A 20256-nucleotide genomic window follows, 5' to 3' on the forward strand; every position below is an offset into this window, starting at 1 on the left:
GAATCCCGTTCATGCCCTCGCCATTTTTCCTGAACGCAGACTTAGCTGTCGGTGGTCTCCTGTGCCTTGGACGGCTCCTCTTCGGAGTTCTCCGATTCTCCATCCGTAGAGCCCTCTGGCAGCAATGAGTTGCGGACGTCGCCCTCGGACAGGCTCAGGAAGCACGAAACGGTGCGGTCGCCCTGGCCCCAGGTGCTCTCCGAGGGACGCGAGAAGTGATAGGTCCAGGTGGAGTCCAGCCCTGCACGAGGATCCAGTGACACCGATTTGCACAGGTCTTCGGATTGGGTGAGCAGCACGTTGGCTCCCGGGTACTCCTCGCCAGTGACCTGGAAGATGCCGATCAGTTGGGCATTGTGGGAGGAATCACAGGTTACGACCGTCTGCGGATCCAGTGGTGAATTGAATCCGCGCAGGCAGTCGCCTTGCTCCAACTGGGTTGGAGGCATCTCGGTGGCAACAATGCCGTCGAGGCCTGGATTCTCGTTGCGCTCCACGTTGTTCGCAGTTGGCGAAGCAGGGGGATCCACTAGTCTCAACACCACGAAAACCACTGCCGCGGCCAGTGCGAGAACGGCGACAATCATCAAGGCCCATTGGGCACTTTGACGCTTGGGCTTCTCCGGTTCTGGCTGCAATGGCGGCAAAGCCGCCTGCGGCTCGGGCAGATTGTTTTCCACCACCTGTTGAGCTCCTTCGTGGTTGGGTCGGGCGATCGCTCGCCGGCTCAATACATAGTCGTTGGACTAATCGACAGTCTAGCGGTTTCGGAGGGTGTTGCATTCAGCGCTCGCCGGTGAATCGTGTTAACCTTTAATTACGAAAGAACTGATCACATATTCGGGGGCCTTCATCTTTTCAAGGTGGACCACCTCCCGACTCTACTGAAAAGAGGGGGTCACGCCATGGGGCGCGGCCGTCAAAAGGCTAAAGCACAGCGTCAGGCGCGAGATATCAAGTACTACTCGCCGTCCACTGACCTTTCGGCACTTGAACGCGAGTTGGGCGTTCAGTCCGATCATCATGCTCAGAACACTGAGCGTAATGATTCATCGTATGACGAAGAATATTCGGAATACGACGAGCTGACTAAGAAGTACTCGGGAGATGACGAAGACGAGTAGCCTCGTCTTCTGATGCCGGGAGTCCTTGGCTCAGAGTGCCACACCTTAAGCATTGAGTGGTACAGCTCTTCAGTACATTTTGCGACAAGCCGCAGCGACTAAGCTAAATTAGCTTTTAGTCGTTGCGGCCTTTGTCGTGCCCAGTAATTGTTAGGTGGAACGTGAGCACTCCAGAAGAGCTATCCATCCAGATGGCGCATCATTCGGCCATCCGGTCGATGCAGCGCATTGTCGAGCAGCAGGCACCTGAATCCCCGGAAGCTGAAGCGCGTGCCGGGGTGCGCCAAATGCTTTCCGCTGGCGGGGTCCTGGTGGTCACCGGAGCCGGTGTTTCTACCGATTCCGGAATCCCCGACTACCGGGGACCCAACGGTTCATTGCAGCGCCACCGGCCGATGACCTATCAAGAATTCCGATTCCGTCCTGAAGCCCGGCAGCGCTATTGGGCCCGTGGCTACGTCGGCTGGCGCCATATGGACAAAGCCGAGCCTAACCACATTCACCAGCGCTTGGTGCAGTGGGAAGAGCACGGGAAACTCAGTGGAATCATTACGCAGAACGTTGACGGGCTGCACCAGCAGGCCGGATCCAAACGGGTCATTCCGGTCCATGGCGACTTGTCGATCGTCCGCTGCCTGGACTGCGGGTACAGCGAGAACCGCAATGACTTTGATCTGCGCCTGCAGGCGGCCAACGAAGGCTATTTGGAAGCCGTGGAAATCGACCCCAGCGCGGTGAACCCCGATGGGGATGTGGAGCTGCCCCAGTATCTGGTTGACCGGTTCAACATGGTGGCCTGCTTGAGCTGCGGCTCGCTGGCCCTGAAGCCTGATGTGGTGTATTTCGGCGAGAACGTTCCGGTTGAACGCAAGGAACGCATTGCGGCACTGGAAGCGGAATCCACATCGCTCTTGGTGCTGGGCTCCTCCCTTGCAGTGATGAGCGGGTACAAGATCCTGTTGAACTTCGTCAAGCGGGATTTGCCGGTGGCGCTGATTACCAACGGCCACGTCCGCGGTGAACAAAAAGCAACCTGGCGCTGGCGTGTGCCTTTGGAGCACGCCCTGAAGCAACTGGACTAGCAGGCCGGTATTTCGTCCCGCAAGGGACACCAATGAAGCGTGCCAAATGCTGCTCTGGGCACTCAGCCCGGCAGGAAGCTCGCACTGGTGCAGCACCACCGGCAGCATTGCCTGGCGCCTGGAAGCCGGGCAAGAGGGCTCCGGTCAACCCTGCATCCCCATTCGCATGGCGATGGCGTTAAAGAACCGATGCGCCGCACTGGGATCAGTGCGGCGCATCGGCAAGGAAGCGGATCCTGCGAGTACTACTTGGCGTAGTTGCCGGTCAGCAGCACTGCGCCGCCGTCAACGCCCTTGGCTCCCTGGACGTAGTCCAGTCCGGCATCGGCTGCCGCTGGATCGATATTCTCGACGCCGCCCATGACCCAAGCTCCCATGCCAGCCTTGTTCAGCAGCTCTACGGCACGATCAGCTACAGCTGGATCAACAACAGCAACCATGCCCACACCCAGGTTCAGGGTGCGCTCAAGGTCAGGCTGTGGCACGTTGCCCAGCTGGGCGATGGTGGAGAAGACTGCTGGCAGGGACCAGGTCGAGCGGTCCACACGGGCCATCAGGCCCTGGGGCAGCACGCGAGCCAGGTTGGCAGCCAGGCCCCCACCGGTGACGTGGCTGAAGCCGTGCACGCCGAAGTTCTCGCCGTCGTTCAGCTCGCCCACCAGATCCAGGCAAGCGGTGGTGTAGATGCGGGTCGGAACCAGCAGTTCCTCGCCCAAGGTCTTGCCGAACTCTGCAACTTCGCGTTCCAGCTCCCACTTGGCGTGGGCGATGACGCGGCGCACCAGCGAGTAGCCGTTGGAGTGGATGCCCGAGGACGCCATGCCGATGACGACGTCGCCGGCCCGCACGCGCTCCGGGCCCAGCAGCTGGTCAGCTTCGATGACACCGGTAGCAGCACCGGCAACATCGTATTCGTCCTCGGCTAGCAGGCCCGGGTGCTCCGCGGTTTCGCCGCCAACCAGCGCGGTGCCGGCCAGCTTGCAGCCTTCCGCGATGCCGCGCACGATATCCGCGATGCGCTCCGGGACGACCTTGCCGGTGGCGATGTAGTCGGTCATGAACAGAGGCTTGGCGCCCACCACGACAATATCGTCGACCACCATGCCGACCAGGTCCTGGCCGATGGTGTCGTGGATGTCCAGCTTCTGGGCGATGGCAACCTTGGTGCCTACCCCGTCGGTGGAGGTAGCCAAGTACGGCTTCTTGTAACCGGTCAGGAACGATACATCGAAGAGCCCGGCGAAGCCGCCGACCCCTCCGACAACGCCCGCGGTGTGGGTTGCCTTGATCGCGCCCTTCATCAACTCAACGGCACGGTCACCGGCCTCAACGTCAACGCCGGCACCGGCATAGGTGATGGAAGTTGGCTGCTGATCATTGCCGCTCATGGCAGTCGGTTCCTTTTCTGTTCTGGGCGCCGTATTTCCGGCGCCCTTTGCAACGAGATGGTTGGGATCGTGGAGGGGATTAGCTGTTGGTTTCGAACTCGGCATCAGGACCTGGCTCGCAGCCGCCCTGGTTGCTGCGCTCCAGCAGGTTCTTGCCGCGGCGCTCCTCGTTCGGCAAGGCGATCGGGTACTCGCCGGTGAAGCACGCGGTGCACAGGCGCTCGCGCGGCTGGCGGGTCGCTTCGATCATGCCGTCTTCGGAAATGTAGGCCAAGGAGTCCGCGCCGATGGAGGTCGCGATCTCAGCCACGGCAGCGCCGTTGGCGATCAGCTCGGCACGCGAGGCGAAGTCGATGCCGTAGAAGCAAGGCCACTTGACCGGAGGCGAGGAGATCTTCACATGCACCTCGGCGGCACCGGCCTCGCGCAGCATGCGCACCACCGCGCGCTGGGTGTTGCCGCGGACGATCGAATCATCCACCACCACGACGCGCTTGCCGCGCAGCACGGTTTCCAGCGCATTGAGCTTGAGCTTGATGCCCAGCTGGCGCAGGGTCTGCGATGGCTGGATGAAGGTACGGCCCACGTAGGCGTTCTTCACGAAGCCGTGGGTGAATGGAATGCCCGATTCCTCGGCGTAGCCGATGGCGGCCGGGGTGCCGGACTCCGGAACCGGGATCACGATGTCCGCGTCCGCGCTGTTCTCGCGGGCCAGCTGGCGGCCCATTTCCACGCGGGATTCGTAGACCGAGCGGCCGGCAATGGCAGCATCGGGACGAGCCAGGTAGACGTACTCGAAGACGCAGCCCTTGGGAGTGGCTTCGGCGAAGCGGGTGGAACGCACGCCGTTCTCGTCGATGGCGATCATTTCGCCGGGTTCGATTTCGCGGATGAACGAGGCGCCAACGGTAGCCAGTGCAGGCTGCTCCGAAGCAACAACCCAGCCTCGGTCCAGCCGGCCCAGGACCAGGGGGCGAACACCATGCGGGTCGCGGGCTGCGTAGAGGGTGTCCTCGTTCATGAAGACGAAGCAGAAGGCGCCTTCGATCTTCGGCAGCAGCTCCAGCGCGGTTTCTTCCAGCGACTGGCCTTCGGAACCGGCCAGCAAGGCGGTGACCAAGGCGGTGTCGGTGGTGTTGCCCTGGGCGAGTTCGCCGCGGACCTTGCCGCCTTCGGCCTGCTGCTTGGCGGAGACCATATCGGCCAGATCAGCGGAGTTGGTCAGATTGCCGTTGTGGGCCAGGGCGACGGTACCGGCCTGGGTCGGGCCCAAGGTCGGCTGCGCATTGGCCCAGTGGCTGGCACCGGTGGTCGAGTAGCGGCAGTGGCCGATAGCCAGCTGGCCGGCCATGGAGTTCAGCGTATTCTCGTCGAACACCTGGGAGACCAGGCCCATGTCCTTGTAGACGTTGATACGCGCACCGTCGCTCGTGGCAATACCAGCGGATTCCTGTCCGCGGTGCTGCAGGGCATACAGGCCGTAATAGGTGAGTTTTGCGACCTCTTCGCCAGGAGCCCAAACGCCAAAAACGCCGCATTCATCCTGCGGCCCCTTTTCGTTTGGAAGCAGGTCGTGATTTAAGAATCCATCGCCACGCGCCATGTTGGTTATTCTCTCATGTTCCAGTTGGTCGACACCGACCAAAAATGTGGTGGGTGGCGGCCAGGTGCGCGGCCGCCTGCTCTTCTAATTCAGGAGAAAAGCTGCCTAGCCTTGTAGTCCGCTGGAGTCAGTGTCCTCGGCCAGAGGAACTGCCAGATGCTTGGTGGTTTTGCGTGAGGTCACGCGATCAACAATCACATACGCCAATGCGCCGATGCCTACGCCCAGGCCTGCACCGAATATGGCGAAGAATCCGGACGCCGAGGTGCGGGTGTAATCCTGCGATGGTTCGCCAAGCAGGCCAATGATGAGACCGGCTAGCGCGCCAAGGACCGCGAAAGTCAAAATGAACGGCCAGAACTTGGGCGACGAGTGAATATGCACTTCAACACTCTGATCGGCAGAAGACGGGGTAGCGGGGTGTTGCTCCATACCCTTAAGGGTACTCAATAAGTGGTAGGTGCGCTGACAAGTCTGCCCTAAGTCCCGAAGCATGCAATTGCCCAGTCTGCAAGGCCTCGGCCCAGCCGATACGCCCAGTAGCAAGGGAAAGCCAGAGCTCAGCAGGCATTTCGACTACATTCGGAGGTGTTCCGCGGGTGTGCCGGGGACCCGCTATGCACTGAGTCACACCGAAGGGCGGAACGCGTACCTCGACCGAGTTGCCCTCGGCGCGGGAGGCCAGCTCCTCCAGCGAAAAGCGCACCGCGGTGGCGAGCACCGGGCGGGCTATTTTTCCTTGTCCCTGCGTGGTTCCGGACCATTCGCGCAGGGCCGCTCGGCCAGCGGTTTCATCAACGCGCCGTTTGATTGCCATGGGTCGATTCCACTTTCTCTCAATGACGGAGAAACGTCATATTTGCGTGCGCTGGGCATCTACTGTGGATCTGGAAAACCGAGAAATCCAGCCATGCCAACTCTAGTTCAGCCAACGCAGCGCCGGTTGGATGCCGGCATGATGCTGTGCCGAAGACTTCCAGGGGGCGCTTTGGGCTTGCTGGCGCCGAATTCGCCCCTCGGCCCGGTGCCAGGCGGGCGGCCAGATGGACGGGGCCTGCGGCTAATGCCTGCGCGTCATAGACGCGGTTGACCCGCTGGATCTCCGGTAAACTCGACCGGGTGAAGGTACTGGTTATTGGCCCAGGCGGCCGTGAGCATGCAATTGTCCGTGCACTGAGTGCAGACCCCTACGTCAACGAAGTTCATTGCGCCCCCGGCAACGCCGGTATCGCACAGGACGTCACTACCCACGCGATCGATGCGCAGGATCCTGCCGCAGTCGTCGCGCTCGCCCGGGAACTGGGCAGCGATCTGGTGGTCGTCGGCCCCGAAGCGCCGCTGGCTTCCGGTGTTTCCGATGCGCTGATCGCAGCGCAGATCCCGGTCTTCGGCCCGACCCAGGCTGCCGCGCAGCTCGAAGCGTCCAAGGCTTTTGCCAAGAACGTCATGGCTGCCGCTGAGGTTCCCACCGCCATGGCCCATGTGGCCACCAACCGCGAGGAAGCCGCCAGTGCGCTGGATGACTTCGGTGCGCCGTACGTGGTCAAGGACGATGGCCTGGCCGCCGGCAAGGGCGTCGTGGTCACCGGCGATCGCGACGAAGCGCTGGAGCACGCAGAAGCCTGTTTTGCCGCCGGCGGAACCGTAGTGATCGAAGAATTCCTCGATGGCCCAGAAGTTTCCCTGTTTGTCATCTGCGATGGCAAGCATGCTGTTCCGCTGGCCCCGGCACAGGACTTCAAGCGCATCTTCGATAACGACGAAGGCCCGAACACCGGTGGCATGGGTGCCTACTCGCCGCTGGAATGGCTGCCGGAGAGCTTCGTCGACGAGGTCATGGACCGCGTCGCCTACCCGACCCTGCGCGAAATGGAAAAGCGCGGCACCCCGTTCACCGGCGTGCTGTACTGCGGCTTGGCGATCACCAAGCGCGGCATCCGCGTCATCGAGTTCAATGCCCGCTTCGGCGACCCGGAAACCCAGGCTGTCCTTGCCCGGCTGAAGACTCCGCTGGGCGGTGTGCTGATGGCTGCCGCCAAGGGCCGGCTCGATGATGCCGAGCAGCTGACCTGGTCCGCGCAGACCGCAGTTGATGTGGTCATCGCCGCCGAGAACTACCCGGACACCCCGGTCAAGGGAGCGGTGATCTCCGGGCTGGAGGCAGCCAACGGAATTGACGGCGTGCACGTGATGCATGCCGGAACTTCCGCGGATGCTGAAGGGAACATCATTGTTTCCGGTGGCCGCGTACTGGCCGTGGTGGGCCTGGGCGATGACCTCGCCGCGGCCCGCGCCGCAGCGTACGCCGGGGTTGCCGAGATCAGCTGGGACGGTGCCCAGTCGCGCACCGACATTGCGTTGAAGGCCGAACGCGGCGAAATCGCCATCGCCAACGAAAGCAAGTAGAGGACTACAGAACTCATGGCAGGATTCCAGACCGAAGTGCTCGACCTAGAAGGTTGGGACCATTACTACTCGGGCAAGGTACGCGACCTGTACGTGCCTGCGGGCGCCAGCTTCGAAGGCACCGACCGTGTCCTCGTGGTGGCCTCCGACCGCATCAGCGCCTACGACTTCGTGCTGGCCAGCGAAATCCCGGACAAGGGCAAGGTGCTGACCCAGCTCAGCCTCTGGTGGTTCGAGCAGCTGGGCGACTTCGCCAACCATGTCATCTCCACCGATGTTCCAGCCGAGGTGGCCGGACGCGCGATGGTGTGCAAGAAGCTGGAGATGTACCCGATCGAGTGCATCGCCCGCGGATACCTGACCGGATCGGGCCTGGCCGAGTACAAGGCCTCGCAGACCGTGTGCGAGCTGCCACTGCCGGCAGGACTGGTGGATGGCTCGCGCCTGGAACCGGCGCTGTTCACCCCATCGGCCAAGGCCGAGGTGGGGGAGCACGACGAGAACATCTCCTTCGAGCAGACCGTGGAACGCGTTGGCGCCGAAGTTTCCGAGGCGCTGCGGGAGAAGACCGTGGCCCTGTACGAGCAGGCCGAGCAGATCGCCCGCGCGCGCGGCATCATCCTGGCCGATACCAAGGTGGAGTTCGGAGCTGATCCGGCCACCGGCGAGATCACCCTGGGCGATGAGGTGCTGACCCCGGATTCCTCGCGTTTCTGGGATGCCGAATCCTACAAGCCGGGCCAGGCGCAGGCCAGCTTCGACAAGCAGTTCGTCCGCGACTGGCTGACCTCCGCCGAATCGGGTTGGGACAAGAACTCGGGCGAAGAACCGCCTCAGCTGCCAGCCGGAATCATCGAGAAGACCCGTGCCCGCTACATCGAGGCCTACGAACGGCTCACCGGCCAGGTCTTCAGCGCCTAGGCGCAGGCGAAGAACAACCACGCACGGCAAAGCCCTCCGCTGATCGAAGTGATCTGCGGAGGGCTTTGCGCTGTCCTGGACGGGATCAGACCAGCGAGTCCTTCCACGCCTTGTGCAGGGCCGCGAAGCGCCCCTCATCGGCAATCAGCTGCGCTGGGGTGCCGTCCTCGGTGATCTTGCCATCGTGGACCACCAGCACGCGGTCCGCGATCTGCACGGTGGACAGGCGGTGCGCGATGATCAGCGCGGTGCGGTTGCCCAGCAGGGTTTGCAGTCCGCGCTGCACTGCCCGTTCCGAAGGGATATCCAGGGAGCTGGTGGCCTCATCAAGGATCAGCACCGCAGGATCGGCAAGGAAGGCGCGGGCAAAGGAAATCAGCTGGCGCTGGCCGGCCGAGACCCGTCCGCCTCGCTTGTTCACGTCGGTGCCGTAGCCCTCAGGCAGATCCAAGATGAACTCGTGGGCGCCGACCGCACGGGCGGCGTACTCGATATCCTCCGGCGAGGCGCCCGGCCGGCCCAGCGCGATGTTCTCGGCCACCGATCCGGAGAAGAGGAACGCCTCCTGGGTGACCATCACCACGTGCTGGCGCAGTTCCTTGTTCGACAGCTCGTTGATCGGCACCGAATCCAGTTCCAAGGTGCCCGAACGCAGGTCGTAGAAGCGGGCAATGAGCTTGGCCAGCGTGGACTTGCCGGCACCGGTCTGGCCTACCACGGCCACCGTTTGGCCCGCCGGGATCCGCAGGTCGAATTCCTCCATGATCACCGGGCCCTCGCCGTAGCCGAAGACCGCATCCTTGAAGACCAGCTCGCCGGCCACCTTGCGGATGGTGCGAGGGGCCGCAGGCTCGCGCACCGTCGGTTCTTCCTCCAGCAGCCCCGAAACCTTCTCCAGGGCGGCGGTGGCCGACTGCAGCGAGGAATAGAACATGGCGATCTGCTCGACTGGCTGGAACAGGCGCTTGGAGGCCAGCAGGATGGCCACCATCGCACCGACCTGCATGGTGCCGTCGATGATGCGGAATCCGCCGTAGGCGAGCAATGCCGCCACCGTCAGGTTGCCGATCAGGACCAGTCCCGGCTGCAGGACGCCGAAGAGGTTGAAGGAACGCACCGAGTTCACCCGGTACTGCTCCGCGAGATCCGAGTAGTTCGCGTCGTTGGCTTCCTCGCGGCGGAAGGCCTTGACCGCGCGGATGCCGGTCATGGTTTCCACGAAGGTGGAGATGACCTTGGCCGAGACCACGCGGGATTCGCGGTAGAGCAGCTCGGAGCGGCGCTGGTACCAGAAGAAGAGGATCGCTACCGGAAGGACGGCCACGCAGACCACCAGGCCGCTGCGCCAGTCGAGGAAGAAAATCGAGACCAGGGTGAAGACCACGAACACGCAGGAGGAGGCCAGTTCCGAGACGCCTTGATCGAGCAGCTCGCGCAGCGTTTCCAGATCGGAGGTCTGCCGGGAAATGATCCGCCCGGAGGTGTAGTTCTCGTGGAATTCGAGGCTCAGCCGCTGGGTATGGCGGAAGACCTGCTGGCGCAGATCCAGGAGCATCGCCTGGGAGATCTTCGCCGCACTGGTGATGTACCAGGAGAGCAGCACGCCGCTGAGCACGGCGCACACGATGTATCCGGCCCCGGTCATCCCCAGGGCGCCCCAGTTGCCTTCGCGCACCTGCGGCAGGGTCCAGTCGATCGAGAAGGCGATCAGCACCGGAAGCAGCACGCGTGCCGCGTTGGAGAACAGCACCAGCACCACGGTGAGGACGAACAGCTTCTTCTGCGGCACGGCCAGCGAGGCCAGCAACCGGAAGGAACGTTGCCGCACGACCTTGCGCTCGGCGGCAGAGAGCTTGATGGCGTCTTCATTGGCGACGCCCAGTGGCTTGCTCATCGGGAGACCTCCACGGTGGCTGGCTGGTCTTCGTCATCCAGGCTGGCGATGACGAATCGGTAATGCTCATTGGTGCTCAACAGGTGGGCATGGCTTCCCACCGCGTCGATGCGGCCATCGCGCAGCAGCGCCACGCGGTCGGCGAGCATCACGGTCGAGGGCCGGTGGGCCACGATCAGCGTGGTGGTTCCGGCCAGGACTTCGCGCAGCCTCTCGGTGACCAGTTCCTCGGTGCGCACATCCAGGGCGGACAGCGGATCGTCGAGGACCAGCACGCTCGGGCGCGCTGCGATGGCGCGGGCCAAGGCGATGCGCTGGCGCTGCCCGCCCGATAGCGACAGGCCTTCCTCGCCGATCAAGGTGTCTACCCCTTCGGGCAACGCGTAGGCAAACTGCGCCTGGGCGACGTCCAGGGCTTCGGCGAGCAGGGCTTCGCGCTGCTGCTCATCCAGGTTTTCCGGGGCGCCGAGCAGCACGTTGCCGCGGATGGAGGTGGAGAACAAGGTGGTGTCCTCGAAAGCCACGGCGATCTCGGTTCGCAGTTCCTGGAGGTCCCAGTCCTTGACGTCCTGTCCGTGGATGAGCACCTCGCCGGAGGTCGCTTCATGCAGGCGCGGAACCAGGTTCAGCAAGGTGGACTTGCCCGAACCGGTGATGCCGACAAGGGCCATGGTTTCCCCGGGACGGATCTCCAGATTGATGTCGGCCAGGATCGGCCGGTGGGTACCGGCGGTATCCGGGTAGGCGAAGCGCACATGCTCCAGCTTCACGCTGCCATCGCGTTCTGCAGGGACCCGGGGCTGCGCGGGGGAATCGATGTCATTGATTGAATCCATGACCTCGAAGTGGCGGTCCAGCGCAGTTTTGGTGCTCAGCGTCATGCCCAGCAGCATTCCCATGCCCTCGACGGGGCCGGCGATGACCGCGGCGATGGCGAAGTAGGCCACCAGCGAGCCGACGCTCAGCGTGCCGTTGGCGACCTGGGCAATGCCGATGAGCAAGCCGATGCCCAGAATGGTTTCGGGCACCGCAACCACGGTGAGCAGGAAGCTGGCCAGCGTCTTGGCCTTGGTTATTTCGGTTTCCTGCAGGGACTTTGCCTGGGCGCTGAAGCCCGCGTAGACATGCGGCCCGCGGCCGAAGGCCTTGATGACGCGGATACCGTGCACTGATTCTTCCACCGCGGTGGCCAGGTCCCCAGCCTGGTCCTGGCTGCGGCGGCTGGCGGCCCGGTAGTCGTTGCGGAAACGGTAGGCCTTGATGGCAATCGGGATAGATCCCAGCAGGTAGAGCAGTCCCAGGATCCATGAATGGGTGAACATCAGCACCAGCCCGGTGATGACGGTGACGGTTTCAACAACCAGCATCATCGCGCCGAACGCGAGCCAACGGCGCAACAAGGAGAGATCCGACATGGAGCGGGAGAGAAGCTGCCCCGAGCCCCAGCGTTCGTGGAACGCCACGGGCAGGCGCTGCAGGTGCTTGTAGAAGCGGATGCGCATCTGCGCTTCAAGGCCTGCTGCGGGATTCAGCACGAATTGGCGGCGCAGGAAGATCAGCAGGGCTTCGACAAGGCCCAATGCGGCAACGATGCCAACAGAGAGCCACACCTCCGAGGCTGCCCCATCACGATGCAGGACGACATTGACCAGCCAGGCGAGCACCTGGGGGATGGCCAGCGCGACAATTCCGGCGCCGAGCGCGCAGAGGAAACCGCAAAAGAGCCGGGGGAAGATCGGCTTGACGAAAGGAGCAAGCCGTTTCAGTGTTGCGGAGAGCGGGACCGGATCTTTCGAACCGGCCTGTTGAGCTTGAGCCACGGTACCCCGCATTCATCCAGAAGTTTGACAGAGTTACAGACTACCGGCAGTAGTTGGGATAATTCAATCAATAGGCAACTATTGGAAAGAAGTGCTTCACATTGGAGGCAAATAATCCCCGGTCGAGCACCAAGAAGGTGCTTGACCGGGGATTACCCGAAGAAATTTCGTGGCTTAGTCGCGGGCAGCCAGGGTAACCATGATGGCTTCCGGCGGGCAGGCGAAGCGAATCGGAGCGAAGCGCGAGGTGCCCACGCCAGCGGAAACATTCAACGGAACGGTGTTGCCGTTGTATTCCCAATCGCTCAGGCCGCGGGCGCGCCACGTAGGCAGATCGCAGTTGGAGACCAATGCGCCATAGCCCGGGATGCACACCTGGCCGCCGTGGGTGTGGCCAGCGAAAATGACATCAGCCTTCGCCTCGGTGAATTGGTCAAGAACCCGCTGGTAGGGCGCGTGGGTGAGCGCAATGCGCACGTGGGGCGCCTGGCTGCTTGAGGAGGAACCACGCGGCCAGCCAGCGAAGAGGTCCCGGTCGATGTGCGGATCATCCACGCCGGTAAGATCCAGGCGCAGGCCATTGAGCACCGTGGAATGCGCACGGTTGGACATGTTGATCCAGCCGGCTCCGCCGAAGGCCCGGTGCATTTCTTCGAACGGCAACTGGTCGCGCGGGGCAGGGTTGGGAGTTCCGGTGGAAGGAGCCAAATACCTGAACGGGTTCTTCAGCTTCGGAGCGTAGTAGCAATTGGACCCGGGAACGAAGGCGCCAGGGAAAGCCATCAGCGGTTCCAGCGCCTTGATCAAAGCCGGCACGGCCTTGCGGTGGCTGAGGTTATCCCCGGTGTTGATGACAAAGTCGGGCTTCAGATCAGCCAGACCGCGCAGCCACTGGGTTTTGGCTTCCTGCCCTGGAACCATGTGGATGTCCGAAAGGTGCAGGACCTTGATGTCGCCGTATCCGCGGGGCAGAACCTTAAGCGATTCGTGGCGCAGCCCGAACTTCTGGGCCTCCAGCATGCCATAGCCCACCAGAGCTCCGCCGATGGCCAGAGCGCCGGTGGCGGCAAGGGCCGCAGTACCGCTGGCATGACGTAATGCCGAAGCGAAATTATTCTGTTCAACCATGACTTCTGTGCCATCGTCCTTTCAAGCCCGGAGGCAACTTCTGGTGGAGTTCTCCTATGCCAATCTAAACCGAAAGGCCGCGTCCAACCAAAGTTGAACGCGGCCTTTCGAATATTCAGCTAGTCATCGGACTTCTTGCCGTTGCCGTTTCCATTGCCGTTTCCGTTGCCCTTGTTATTGGAGTCGGGCTTCGGCGAGGATTCTTCCTTAGGCTTGGAATCTTCCTTCGACTCTTCCTTGTCATTGTCCTTCTCATCCGAGTCGGACTTGGAATCGTCTTCTTCCTTCGGCTTTGGCGGAGGCGGCTGGCGACGGGCCGAACCGAAGTTGTTCCGCTCGAATTCGTGCACGGCCTCCTCCATGAAGTCCACCCACAGCGGGGCGGCGAAGGTCGAGGAATCGACCATCCAAGGGGCCTTCTTGTCGTTGACCATCGCGCCGTGCATCTGGTTCTTCTCTTCGCCGGCCTTGCCCTTGAGTCGGCCGACCCAGGTGGCGGTGGAAATTCCGGTGGTGTAGCCGACGAACCAGGTCGAGGACGCGTAGTTGTTGGTACCGGTCTTGCCAGCGATTGGGCCGTCGACGCGGCCCTTGGAGACGCGGTTGGTGGCGATCTTCTTCAGGGTGCCGTTCAGATCGGCAACGTAGGTCGGGTCGATTTCCTGGGAGCAGGATTCCTTCTTGACCTTGTACTCGTTGCCGTCCTTGTCGGTCACGCTGTTGATGGCGCGTGGTTCGCAGTACTCGCCCTTGTTGGCGAATGCAGCGAATGCGGCGGCCTGGGACAGCGGGGTGATTTCTGCCGAGCCGATGATGAACGAAGGGTTCGAAGGCGAGATCGGGGCAGGGCCGCCCTTGGCGCCCTGATCCAGTACGCCAAGCTTCTTGGTGTAATCGGCGATGGTGCACAGGTCGGTCTTGTAGGCCTCCTGCACGGTCGCGGTATTGATCGACCAGTACAGGCCGGTATCCACGGTCATCGAGCGGTAGAAGCCAGGCGATGCATTCTTCGGTTCCCAATTAGAACCAACAGTTGTCGTTCCTCCGGGAAGGCAAGATGCCCGCCACTTGGAGCCGGGTACGAAAACCTGCTTCTTGGCATTGATCTTGTCGTACATGCGGTTGCCTTCGGACAGCCAGCCCAAGGTGGTGTACGGCTTCATGGTAGAACCACCCTGGAACCCGCCAGCGCCACCCAGGGAACGCTCGACAGCGAAGTTGTAATAGGTGTTCTCGCCCGAGTTCTTGACTTCCGGACCGTAGGTGGTGTTCTGCGCCATGGTCAGGATCTTGCCGGTGCCCGGCTCGACCGAAACGATCGAGGAGTAAATGTCGGTGTTGGACTTGGCCTTTGGATCGATAGCCTTCGCTGCGTCCTTGGCGGCCTTCTTGTTCAGCTTGCTGTTCAGGGTGGTCTTGACGGTCAAGCCGCCACGGTACAGCAGGCCTTCGCGATCTTCCTTGGTCTTGCCATAGGTGTCATCGGAAAGGATCAGATTGGTGACGTAGTCGCAGAAGTAGGCATTTTCCTTGGCCGCGGTGCAACCGGAAGGGGACGTGCGCGGATCCAGTTCCAGGTCCGACTTCACCGCCTTGTCGTATTCCTTCTTGGTGATTGCGCCGGTGCGGTACATGTTGCCCAGCACCTTGTTGCGGCGGTCGATGGATCGCTCAGGGTTGTTGATCGGGTTGTAGACGTTTGGCAGCTGGACCATGCCGGCAAGCATGGCCGACTGCTGCACGTTCAAGTCCTTGGCATCGGTTGAGTAGAAGTGCTGAGCGGCAGCCTGCACGCCGTACTCGCGACCCGAGAAGAGCACCAGGTTCAGGTAGCCCTCCAGGATCTGGTCCTTGGACATTTCCTTCTCGATGGCCACCGCGTACTTCAGCTCGCGGATCTTATCCGAGTAGCCCTTCTGGCCGGAAACAGTGGATTCGTCCGAACCGGTGAGCACCTGGTTATTCACTAGCAGGTTGTTCACGTACTGCTGGGTCAGGGTGGAAGCACCAGAGCGGCTCGAAGAGGTGAGGTTGCCAACTACTGCACGGGCGATGCCCTTGGGGTCGATGCCCTTGTGCTCGTAGAAACGCTCATCTTCCACCGAGATGATCGCCTTGCGCATGTTTGGCGAGATGTCATCTAGCTTCACAGGCTGGCGATTTTGCTGGTAGAAGTTCGCAATGGCCTTGCCATCAGCGTCAAGGATCGTGGAAGGCTCCGGGATGGGGAGCTTTTCAAACGAGCTCGGGAGCGCGCTGACGATGTTGTTACCGGTGGTCAAACCGGTTTTTGCGATAGCTGCAATGGGCACGAGCATGCCTGCTGCGAGCACACCACACAGGGCGCTGATTCCGAAGAATGCAACGACTTTTCCCAGGGTGGTAGCGGTATCAAAAAAAGGGGACTTCTTGGCTGCCATACCCACTAGTTTACAAGGACGCGCTAACGTATCGAGTATGACTAAATGGGAATACGCCACTTTGCCGCTTTTGATTCACGCTACGAAGCAGATTTTGGACCAGTGGGGTGACGATGGCTGGGAGCTGGTAACCGTGGTTCCAGGCCCCAACGGCTCATCTCCAGTGGCCTACATGAAGCGTCCGAAAGCGTAACTAGCAACAACATTTACTGAAGGAGAAATCCCATGCAAGAAGCTACTTCCTCGCGTGTCGAGGCTCGTCTGGCCGAGCTCGGTCATGCCTTGCCAGCTGTGGCAAAGCCGGTAGCCGCCTACCTGCCAGCCGTTACCACCGGCAACTATGTCTACACCTCTGGCCAGCTTCCGCTGATTAAGGGTGAACTCACAGCCGTTGGAAAGGTTGGTGCCGAGGTTTCGGCCGAGGAGGCGAAGGCCCAGGCGCAGACCGCTGCGCTTAACGCGCTAGCCGCCATCAAGGCCGAAATTGGTGATCTAGATCGCATTAAGCGCATCGTGAAGGTTGTCGGTTTCGTGTCGTCGGCACCGGACTTCACCGGACAGCCAGGCGTCATCAACGGGGCATCGGAGTTCTTCGGCGAGGTACTCGGCGATGCAGGCTTGCACGCACGCTCGGCCGTCGGCGTTGCCGTTCTGCCGCTGGATGCACCTGTCGAGGTCGAGGTCATCGCCGAATTTGAGTAATTCAAGCCAGATTCCTGCTGCGCGGTCCCGACGGGCATTCCCGGCGGGGCCGCGCAGCGGTATGGTGCGCCGGCTCTTTGATTTGCCACCGCATCAAATTGCCACCGCCGAAAACTGGTTCTCTTTCGGTTCGCGCACGCCGCGCACCCCGCGGCGCGCGTCCTCCATCTGCCTTGTGAGGGATTCTTCCCACGGCGTGGAGACCTATCTGACTTATCGCCCCGGGGGCTCCCCACTGGGCAACGTGGCCTTTCCAGGCGGCAGCCACGAGGCGAGCGACCGTGCCACCTACCAATGGTTCGGTCCGAGCCTGTCCCAATGGTCCAAGCGCATGGACATGCTGGACCAGCAGTTGGCGCAGGCATACATCGTTTGCGCCATCCGCGAGCTTTTCGAAGAGACCGGAATCCTGCTGGCCGGCACCGATGAGCAATCCGTGGTCGAAATGACCGATGCAGAAGACTGGATGACCGCCCGCGAAGCAATCGCCGGACAGGACCTGGCCTTCGACGAATTCCTGCGCCGCCGCGGACTGGGCTTGCGCACAGACCTTTTGCGTCCGGTATCCCACTGGCTCAACCCGAACTTTGCCCTGCGCCGCTTCGACACCTGGTACTTCACTGCCACCGTGCCCAACCGCCAGGAGGCTGCCTTGCTGCGCGGCAAAGGCAAATGGGGGCGCTGGTGTGCCGCCGGGGAAATATTGGCCAAACGCAGCACCAGCGAGCTGGGGGACAGCGTTGGCCAACCCAACACAGTGAACCTCGCGCTCTCGGAGATTAGCTACCCGGCGGTGGAAATGATCCTGGAAGCCATGGCGGAGGCCAATGGAGTGGTCGCCTACCTTTCGCGGGCCCGTTCGTTGAATCTCAAGCATCCGGACCTGCTGGTGCGCGAAGGCATTTACTATCTGGAAGTCCTTGGCTCCATGAGCGCTGAATCCTCCCGCCCATGGCAGACTACTGCCGGGCACTGAGAGCAGAACTTAAACAAAGCAGGCCGGGAATCCTTGAAGGATTCCCGGCCTGTTTGCATCACTGCGGTTTAGCGCGAGCGCTGGCGCAGACGCTGGATATCCAGGATCACGACGGCGCGTGCTTCCAGGCGCAGCCAGCCGCGCTGCACGAACTCGGCCAGAGCCTTGTTCACGGTTTCGCGGGAAGCACCAACGAGCTGAGCCAGCTCTTCCTGAGTCAGTTCGTGGGCAACCAGGATGCCGTCGGTAGCTGGGCGACCGAAGCGGTCAGCCAGATCCAACAGAGCCTTGGCAACACGGCCAGGAACGTCAGAGAAGACCAGATCGGCCAGGGACTCATTGGTACGACGCAGACGTGCAGCCAGAGCCTGCAGCAGCTGGATCGAGACCTCAGGGGAGTTCAAGATAGCCTTGCGCATGTTCTCGTGGCTCAGGCCCGCCAAGCGGGTCTCGGACACGGCGGTTGCAGTTGCGTTGCGTGGGTGTGGATCGAACAATGCCATCTCGCCAAACAGTTCGCCTGGGCCAAGAACAGCAATCAGGTTCTCGCGACCATCCGAAGAGGTGCGACCCAGCTTGATCTTGCCCGAAACGATGAAGTACAGACGGTCACCCTGATCGCCTTCACGGAACACCGATGCGCCGCGGGAGAGATCAACCTCGGTCAATTCTTCGGTTAGCGCGGCGAATACTTCATCACCAAGCGACGCAAACAGTGGCGCGCGACGCAGTACCTCGATATCCATTAAATCTCCTGTCAACAGTAGTAGGCGCTTACTTCATTGTGCCGTATTCGGTAACAATGTGACAGTTTCCACACGTGGTTTAACCAAGAAAATGTTGAAAATCACGCACATTCGACTAAAACTCGCGAATCTGCTCGCAGAAATCCATCAGCTTCTAAGGGTACCTTGGGTCTATACGAACTTTATGAATGAACTGGGGTCTTGGTGCTCGGAATTTTCAGCTGGCTCGACGTAGTCATCTGCGCTGTTTTGCTGACGTTTTTCGTTGTTGGAGTTCGTCGAGGTTTTCTGCTGACCATTGGCGACATGCTCGGCCTGATTGTCGGCGGCGTCGCCGCATTCTTCGCCATCCCGCTGGTTTCCACCTTCGCCACGAACCCCTGGTGGCGGGTCGGCCTGATGATAGCTACCGCAGCCGTGCTGATCATTCTCGGGCAAGCTCTGGGACGGGTGATTGCAACTCGCATCCGCCACTGGATGAATGTCGATTTCCTGCGTGCCGCGGACCGCATTGCCGGTGGCGTGCTGTCGGTGTTCATTACCGCCACAATCATCGGTGGCTTGGCCTTTTCCACTTCAAGCATGGGTATTCCAAGGCTTTCGCTGGAGATCAGCAAGTCCAAGATGATCGACTCGATTCGTGGCCTGACACCCGAGTTTGTCGATGCCGCGATTTCCACCGCACGCTCCAAGGTGATCGCCGAAACCCTCCCCGCATTCCTGGAGCCTTTCGCGCCCCCGGTCCAGGCGCCGGCCAACACCGAATGGGCAGCTAACGACCTGCAGCTGGCCGCTGCCCAATCGGCCGCCAAGATCTCCGGTACCGCGGTGCAATGCGGTGTGAACCTGACCGGCTCAGGCTTCGTTGTCGACCACGAACTGGTCATGACCAACGCGCACGTGGTCGCCGGATTGAGCGCGGCAACCGTGGAGGTCGGCGGTGACGAAGTTCACCGCGGAAAGGTTGTTTATTTCGATCCCAAGGCCGACATCGCGCTGCTTTACGTCGAAGGGCTGGAGGCAGAGCCTATCGACCTCGCCGCTGATGACCTGATGCGCGGCGACTCGGCAACCTTTGTCGGGCACCCAGCGGGCGGCCCGCAGCAGATCCGCGGAGCCTTGATCGCTTCCCGTGCCTTCGTCTCCATTGCCAATATCTATGGCGCGGACCCATCTCGAATCTCTGTCTACCAGCTCACCGCGGAAGTAGCCCAGGGCAATTCCGGCGGACCGCTGCTGGATGAATTCGGCGACGCGGTGGGCTTGATCTTCGCCAAGTCGCGCAGCGATGACGAGGTCGGCTTCGCCCTGAGCCTCGAAGAGATCGAGAACGCCATGGAGCTGGGCGGCGATCGGCGCACCAGCATCAAAACAGGCGACTGCGTCACCGGCTAGAGCTTGCGGCTATTTGCCCAGCAAATGCGCGAGCTGCTGAACCGCCAGCTTGTAGCCGTGCACGCCCGCACCGATGATGATCGAGCTGGCTACCGGCGAGATGAAGGAATGGTGGCGGAACGCTTCACGCTTGTGCACGTTCGAGATGTGCACCTCGATGGCTGGCAACTGCACGCCGCTGATGGCATCGGCAATAGCCACAGAGGTATGGGTGAATGCGCCGGGGTTCATGATGATGCCGGCTGCGGTAGTGCGGGCCTCGTGAATCGCGTCGATGAGCACACCCTCATGGTTGGACTGCAAGGCGCGCAATTCGAAGCCGAGGGCCGCAGCGGTTTCCCGGGCCAGCTGCTCAACATCGGCCAGGGTGTCGTGGCCATAGATTTCCGGCTCCCGGGTGCCCAGCAGATTCAGGTTGGGGCCGTTGAGCAGCAAGATGGTGTTCGATGCGTTCTCAGTCATGAACTCAAATCTATTACACAACCGGGAAATTCCCGCCCGAATTCTTTGGCCCCGTAATACAAGAAGCCGCCGTGGGGGGCCCCCCCCGGGGGGGGGGGGGGGGGGGGGGGGGGGCCGGGGGGGGGGGGCTCACCCGCGGGCCCCTGGGGGGGCGGGGGTGGTTTTTTTCGTTGTCGTTGCGCATCGACT

At 61.8% G+C, this 20256-nt stretch carries 18 protein-coding genes; 7 read left to right on the forward strand and 11 right to left on the reverse strand.

Annotation, left to right across the window (positions count from 1 at the left end; all coding sequences use genetic code 11):
• Positions 1-41 precede the first annotated feature (41 nt).
• Positions 42-683 carry a septum formation family protein gene (locus ACIOU9_RS00680; protein ID WP_133833565.1) on the reverse strand — a complete coding sequence of 214 codons (642 nt, stop codon included), beginning with the start codon at positions 681-683 and terminating at the stop codon, positions 42-44.
• Positions 684-905: 222 nt separating this feature from the next.
• Here ACIOU9_RS00680 and ACIOU9_RS00685 point away from each other — a divergent pair, with 222 nt between their 5' ends.
• Both ACIOU9_RS00685 and ACIOU9_RS00690 read left to right on the forward strand, forming a co-directional pair.
• On the forward strand, positions 906-1124 hold the full coding sequence (locus tag ACIOU9_RS00685) for a DUF3073 domain-containing protein (RefSeq protein WP_105657086.1): 219 nt from the start codon (positions 906-908) through the stop codon (positions 1122-1124).
• Between the two features lie 191 nt (positions 1125-1315).
• Entirely contained in the window at positions 1316-2206 is an 891-nt protein-coding gene (locus ACIOU9_RS00690; protein ID WP_133833708.1) for a Sir2 family NAD-dependent protein deacetylase, read from the forward strand.
• A gap of 245 nt (positions 2207-2451) precedes the next feature.
• Here the strand turns inward: ACIOU9_RS00690 and purM are convergent, their stop codons facing one another.
• The 4 genes from purM to ACIOU9_RS00710 form a co-directional block, all read right to left on the reverse strand.
• A complete protein-coding gene (gene purM / locus ACIOU9_RS00695) occupies positions 2452-3594 on the reverse strand; it encodes a phosphoribosylformylglycinamidine cyclo-ligase (RefSeq protein ID WP_332485915.1) in 1143 nt (380 codons plus the stop codon).
• A 79-nt stretch (positions 3595-3673) separates the two neighbouring features.
• Complete coding sequence (gene purF / locus ACIOU9_RS00700) at positions 3674-5197, reverse strand: amidophosphoribosyltransferase (protein WP_105656990.1); 1524 nt, start codon at positions 5195-5197, stop codon at positions 3674-3676.
• A gap of 105 nt (positions 5198-5302) precedes the next feature.
• The gene (locus ACIOU9_RS00705) at positions 5303-5629 is read right to left on the reverse strand and encodes a hypothetical protein (RefSeq protein ID WP_105656989.1); all 327 of its coding nucleotides are present in this window, start codon (positions 5627-5629) and stop codon (positions 5303-5305) included.
• Between the two features lie 4 nt (positions 5630-5633).
• Complete coding sequence (locus ACIOU9_RS00710; protein ID WP_105656988.1) at positions 5634-6014, reverse strand: sterol carrier family protein; 381 nt, start codon at positions 6012-6014, stop codon at positions 5634-5636.
• A gap of 302 nt (positions 6015-6316) precedes the next feature.
• Between ACIOU9_RS00710 and purD the strand changes: the two genes are divergently transcribed.
• Positions 6317-7603, forward strand: a complete 1287-nt coding sequence (gene purD / locus ACIOU9_RS00715) for a phosphoribosylamine--glycine ligase (protein WP_402695843.1) — start codon at positions 6317-6319, stop codon at positions 7601-7603.
• A gap of 15 nt (positions 7604-7618) precedes the next feature.
• Positions 7619-8524 (forward strand): phosphoribosylaminoimidazolesuccinocarboxamide synthase, encoded by a 906-nt coding sequence (locus tag ACIOU9_RS00720; protein ID WP_332498200.1) that lies wholly within the window; start codon positions 7619-7621, stop codon positions 8522-8524.
• Between the two features lie 85 nt (positions 8525-8609).
• Here the strand turns inward: ACIOU9_RS00720 and ACIOU9_RS00725 are convergent, their stop codons facing one another.
• The 4 genes from ACIOU9_RS00725 to ACIOU9_RS00740 form a co-directional block, all read right to left on the reverse strand.
• Positions 8610-10418, reverse strand: a complete 1809-nt coding sequence (locus tag ACIOU9_RS00725) for an ABC transporter ATP-binding protein (protein WP_400341982.1) — start codon at positions 10416-10418, stop codon at positions 8610-8612.
• Complete coding sequence (locus tag ACIOU9_RS00730) at positions 10415-12238, reverse strand: ABC transporter ATP-binding protein (RefSeq protein WP_133833570.1); 1824 nt, start codon at positions 12236-12238, stop codon at positions 10415-10417. The genes ACIOU9_RS00725 and ACIOU9_RS00730 overlap by 4 nt, the downstream gene beginning before the upstream one ends.
• Before the next feature lie 174 nt (positions 12239-12412).
• The gene (locus tag ACIOU9_RS00735) at positions 12413-13366 is read right to left on the reverse strand and encodes a metallophosphoesterase (protein ID WP_105656984.1); all 954 of its coding nucleotides are present in this window, start codon (positions 13364-13366) and stop codon (positions 12413-12415) included.
• Positions 13367-13485: 119 nt separating this feature from the next.
• On the reverse strand, positions 13486-15786 hold the full coding sequence (locus ACIOU9_RS00740; protein ID WP_402695845.1) for a transglycosylase domain-containing protein: 2301 nt from the start codon (positions 15784-15786) through the stop codon (positions 13486-13488).
• Between the two features lie 225 nt (positions 15787-16011).
• On the opposite strand from ACIOU9_RS00740, the gene ACIOU9_RS00745 reads away from it, so the two are divergent.
• Together ACIOU9_RS00745 and ACIOU9_RS00750 are read left to right on the forward strand one after the other, a co-directional pair.
• Positions 16012-16488, forward strand: coding sequence for a RidA family protein (locus ACIOU9_RS00745; protein WP_105656982.1), 477 nt, complete (start codon positions 16012-16014; stop codon positions 16486-16488).
• 61 nt (positions 16489-16549) lie between these two features.
• A complete protein-coding gene (locus ACIOU9_RS00750; RefSeq protein WP_402696309.1) occupies positions 16550-17464 on the forward strand; it encodes an NUDIX hydrolase in 915 nt (304 codons plus the stop codon).
• 68 nt (positions 17465-17532) lie between these two features.
• Here the strand turns inward: ACIOU9_RS00750 and ACIOU9_RS00755 are convergent, their stop codons facing one another.
• A complete protein-coding gene (locus tag ACIOU9_RS00755; RefSeq protein ID WP_022874282.1) occupies positions 17533-18210 on the reverse strand; it encodes a Crp/Fnr family transcriptional regulator in 678 nt (225 codons plus the stop codon).
• A gap of 204 nt (positions 18211-18414) precedes the next feature.
• Between ACIOU9_RS00755 and ACIOU9_RS00760 the strand changes: the two genes are divergently transcribed.
• Complete coding sequence (locus ACIOU9_RS00760; protein WP_402696310.1) at positions 18415-19605, forward strand: MarP family serine protease; 1191 nt, start codon at positions 18415-18417, stop codon at positions 19603-19605.
• Positions 19606-19614: 9 nt separating this feature from the next.
• On the opposite strand, the gene aroQ is transcribed toward ACIOU9_RS00760, so the two are convergent.
• Complete coding sequence (gene aroQ, locus ACIOU9_RS00765) at positions 19615-20067, reverse strand: type II 3-dehydroquinate dehydratase (protein ID WP_105656979.1); 453 nt, start codon at positions 20065-20067, stop codon at positions 19615-19617.
• Positions 20068-20256: the final 189 nt, after the last annotated feature.

Origin of the sequence: Glutamicibacter sp. NPDC087583 (assembly GCF_044743685.1) — a bacterium.
GTDB lineage: Bacteria > Actinomycetota > Actinomycetes > Actinomycetales > Micrococcaceae > Glutamicibacter.

Excerpts from the sequence above, each read along its gene's own strand:
- ACIOU9_RS00685 (WP_105657086.1), top strand. The coding sequence starts at position 906 with ATGGGGCGCGGCCGTCAAAAGGCTAAAGCACAGCGTCAGGCGCGAGAT.
- ACIOU9_RS00690 (WP_133833708.1), top strand. The coding sequence starts at position 1,316 with ATGGCGCATCATTCGGCCATCCGGTCGATGCAGCGCATTGTCGAGCAG.
- purM (WP_332485915.1), bottom strand. The coding sequence starts at position 3,594 with ATGAGCGGCAATGATCAGCAGCCAACTTCCATCACCTATGCCGGTGCC.
- purF (WP_105656990.1), bottom strand. The coding sequence starts at position 5,197 with ATGGCGCGTGGCGATGGATTCTTAAATCACGACCTGCTTCCAAACGAA.
- ACIOU9_RS00705 (WP_105656989.1), bottom strand. The coding sequence starts at position 5,629 with ATGGAGCAACACCCCGCTACCCCGTCTTCTGCCGATCAGAGTGTTGAA.
- ACIOU9_RS00710 (WP_105656988.1), bottom strand. The coding sequence starts at position 6,014 with ATGGCAATCAAACGGCGCGTTGATGAAACCGCTGGCCGAGCGGCCCTG.
- ACIOU9_RS00720 (WP_332498200.1), top strand. The coding sequence starts at position 7,619 with ATGGCAGGATTCCAGACCGAAGTGCTCGACCTAGAAGGTTGGGACCAT.
- ACIOU9_RS00725 (WP_400341982.1), bottom strand. The coding sequence starts at position 10,418 with ATGAGCAAGCCACTGGGCGTCGCCAATGAAGACGCCATCAAGCTCTCT.
- ACIOU9_RS00735 (WP_105656984.1), bottom strand. The coding sequence starts at position 13,366 with ATGGTTGAACAGAATAATTTCGCTTCGGCATTACGTCATGCCAGCGGT.
- ACIOU9_RS00740 (WP_402695845.1), bottom strand. The coding sequence starts at position 15,786 with ATGGCAGCCAAGAAGTCCCCTTTTTTTGATACCGCTACCACCCTGGGA.
- ACIOU9_RS00745 (WP_105656982.1), top strand. The coding sequence starts at position 16,012 with ATGCAAGAAGCTACTTCCTCGCGTGTCGAGGCTCGTCTGGCCGAGCTC.
- ACIOU9_RS00750 (WP_402696309.1), top strand. The coding sequence starts at position 16,550 with ATGGTGCGCCGGCTCTTTGATTTGCCACCGCATCAAATTGCCACCGCC.
- ACIOU9_RS00755 (WP_022874282.1), bottom strand. The coding sequence starts at position 18,210 with ATGGATATCGAGGTACTGCGTCGCGCGCCACTGTTTGCGTCGCTTGGT.
- aroQ (WP_105656979.1), bottom strand. The coding sequence starts at position 20,067 with ATGACTGAGAACGCATCGAACACCATCTTGCTGCTCAACGGCCCCAAC.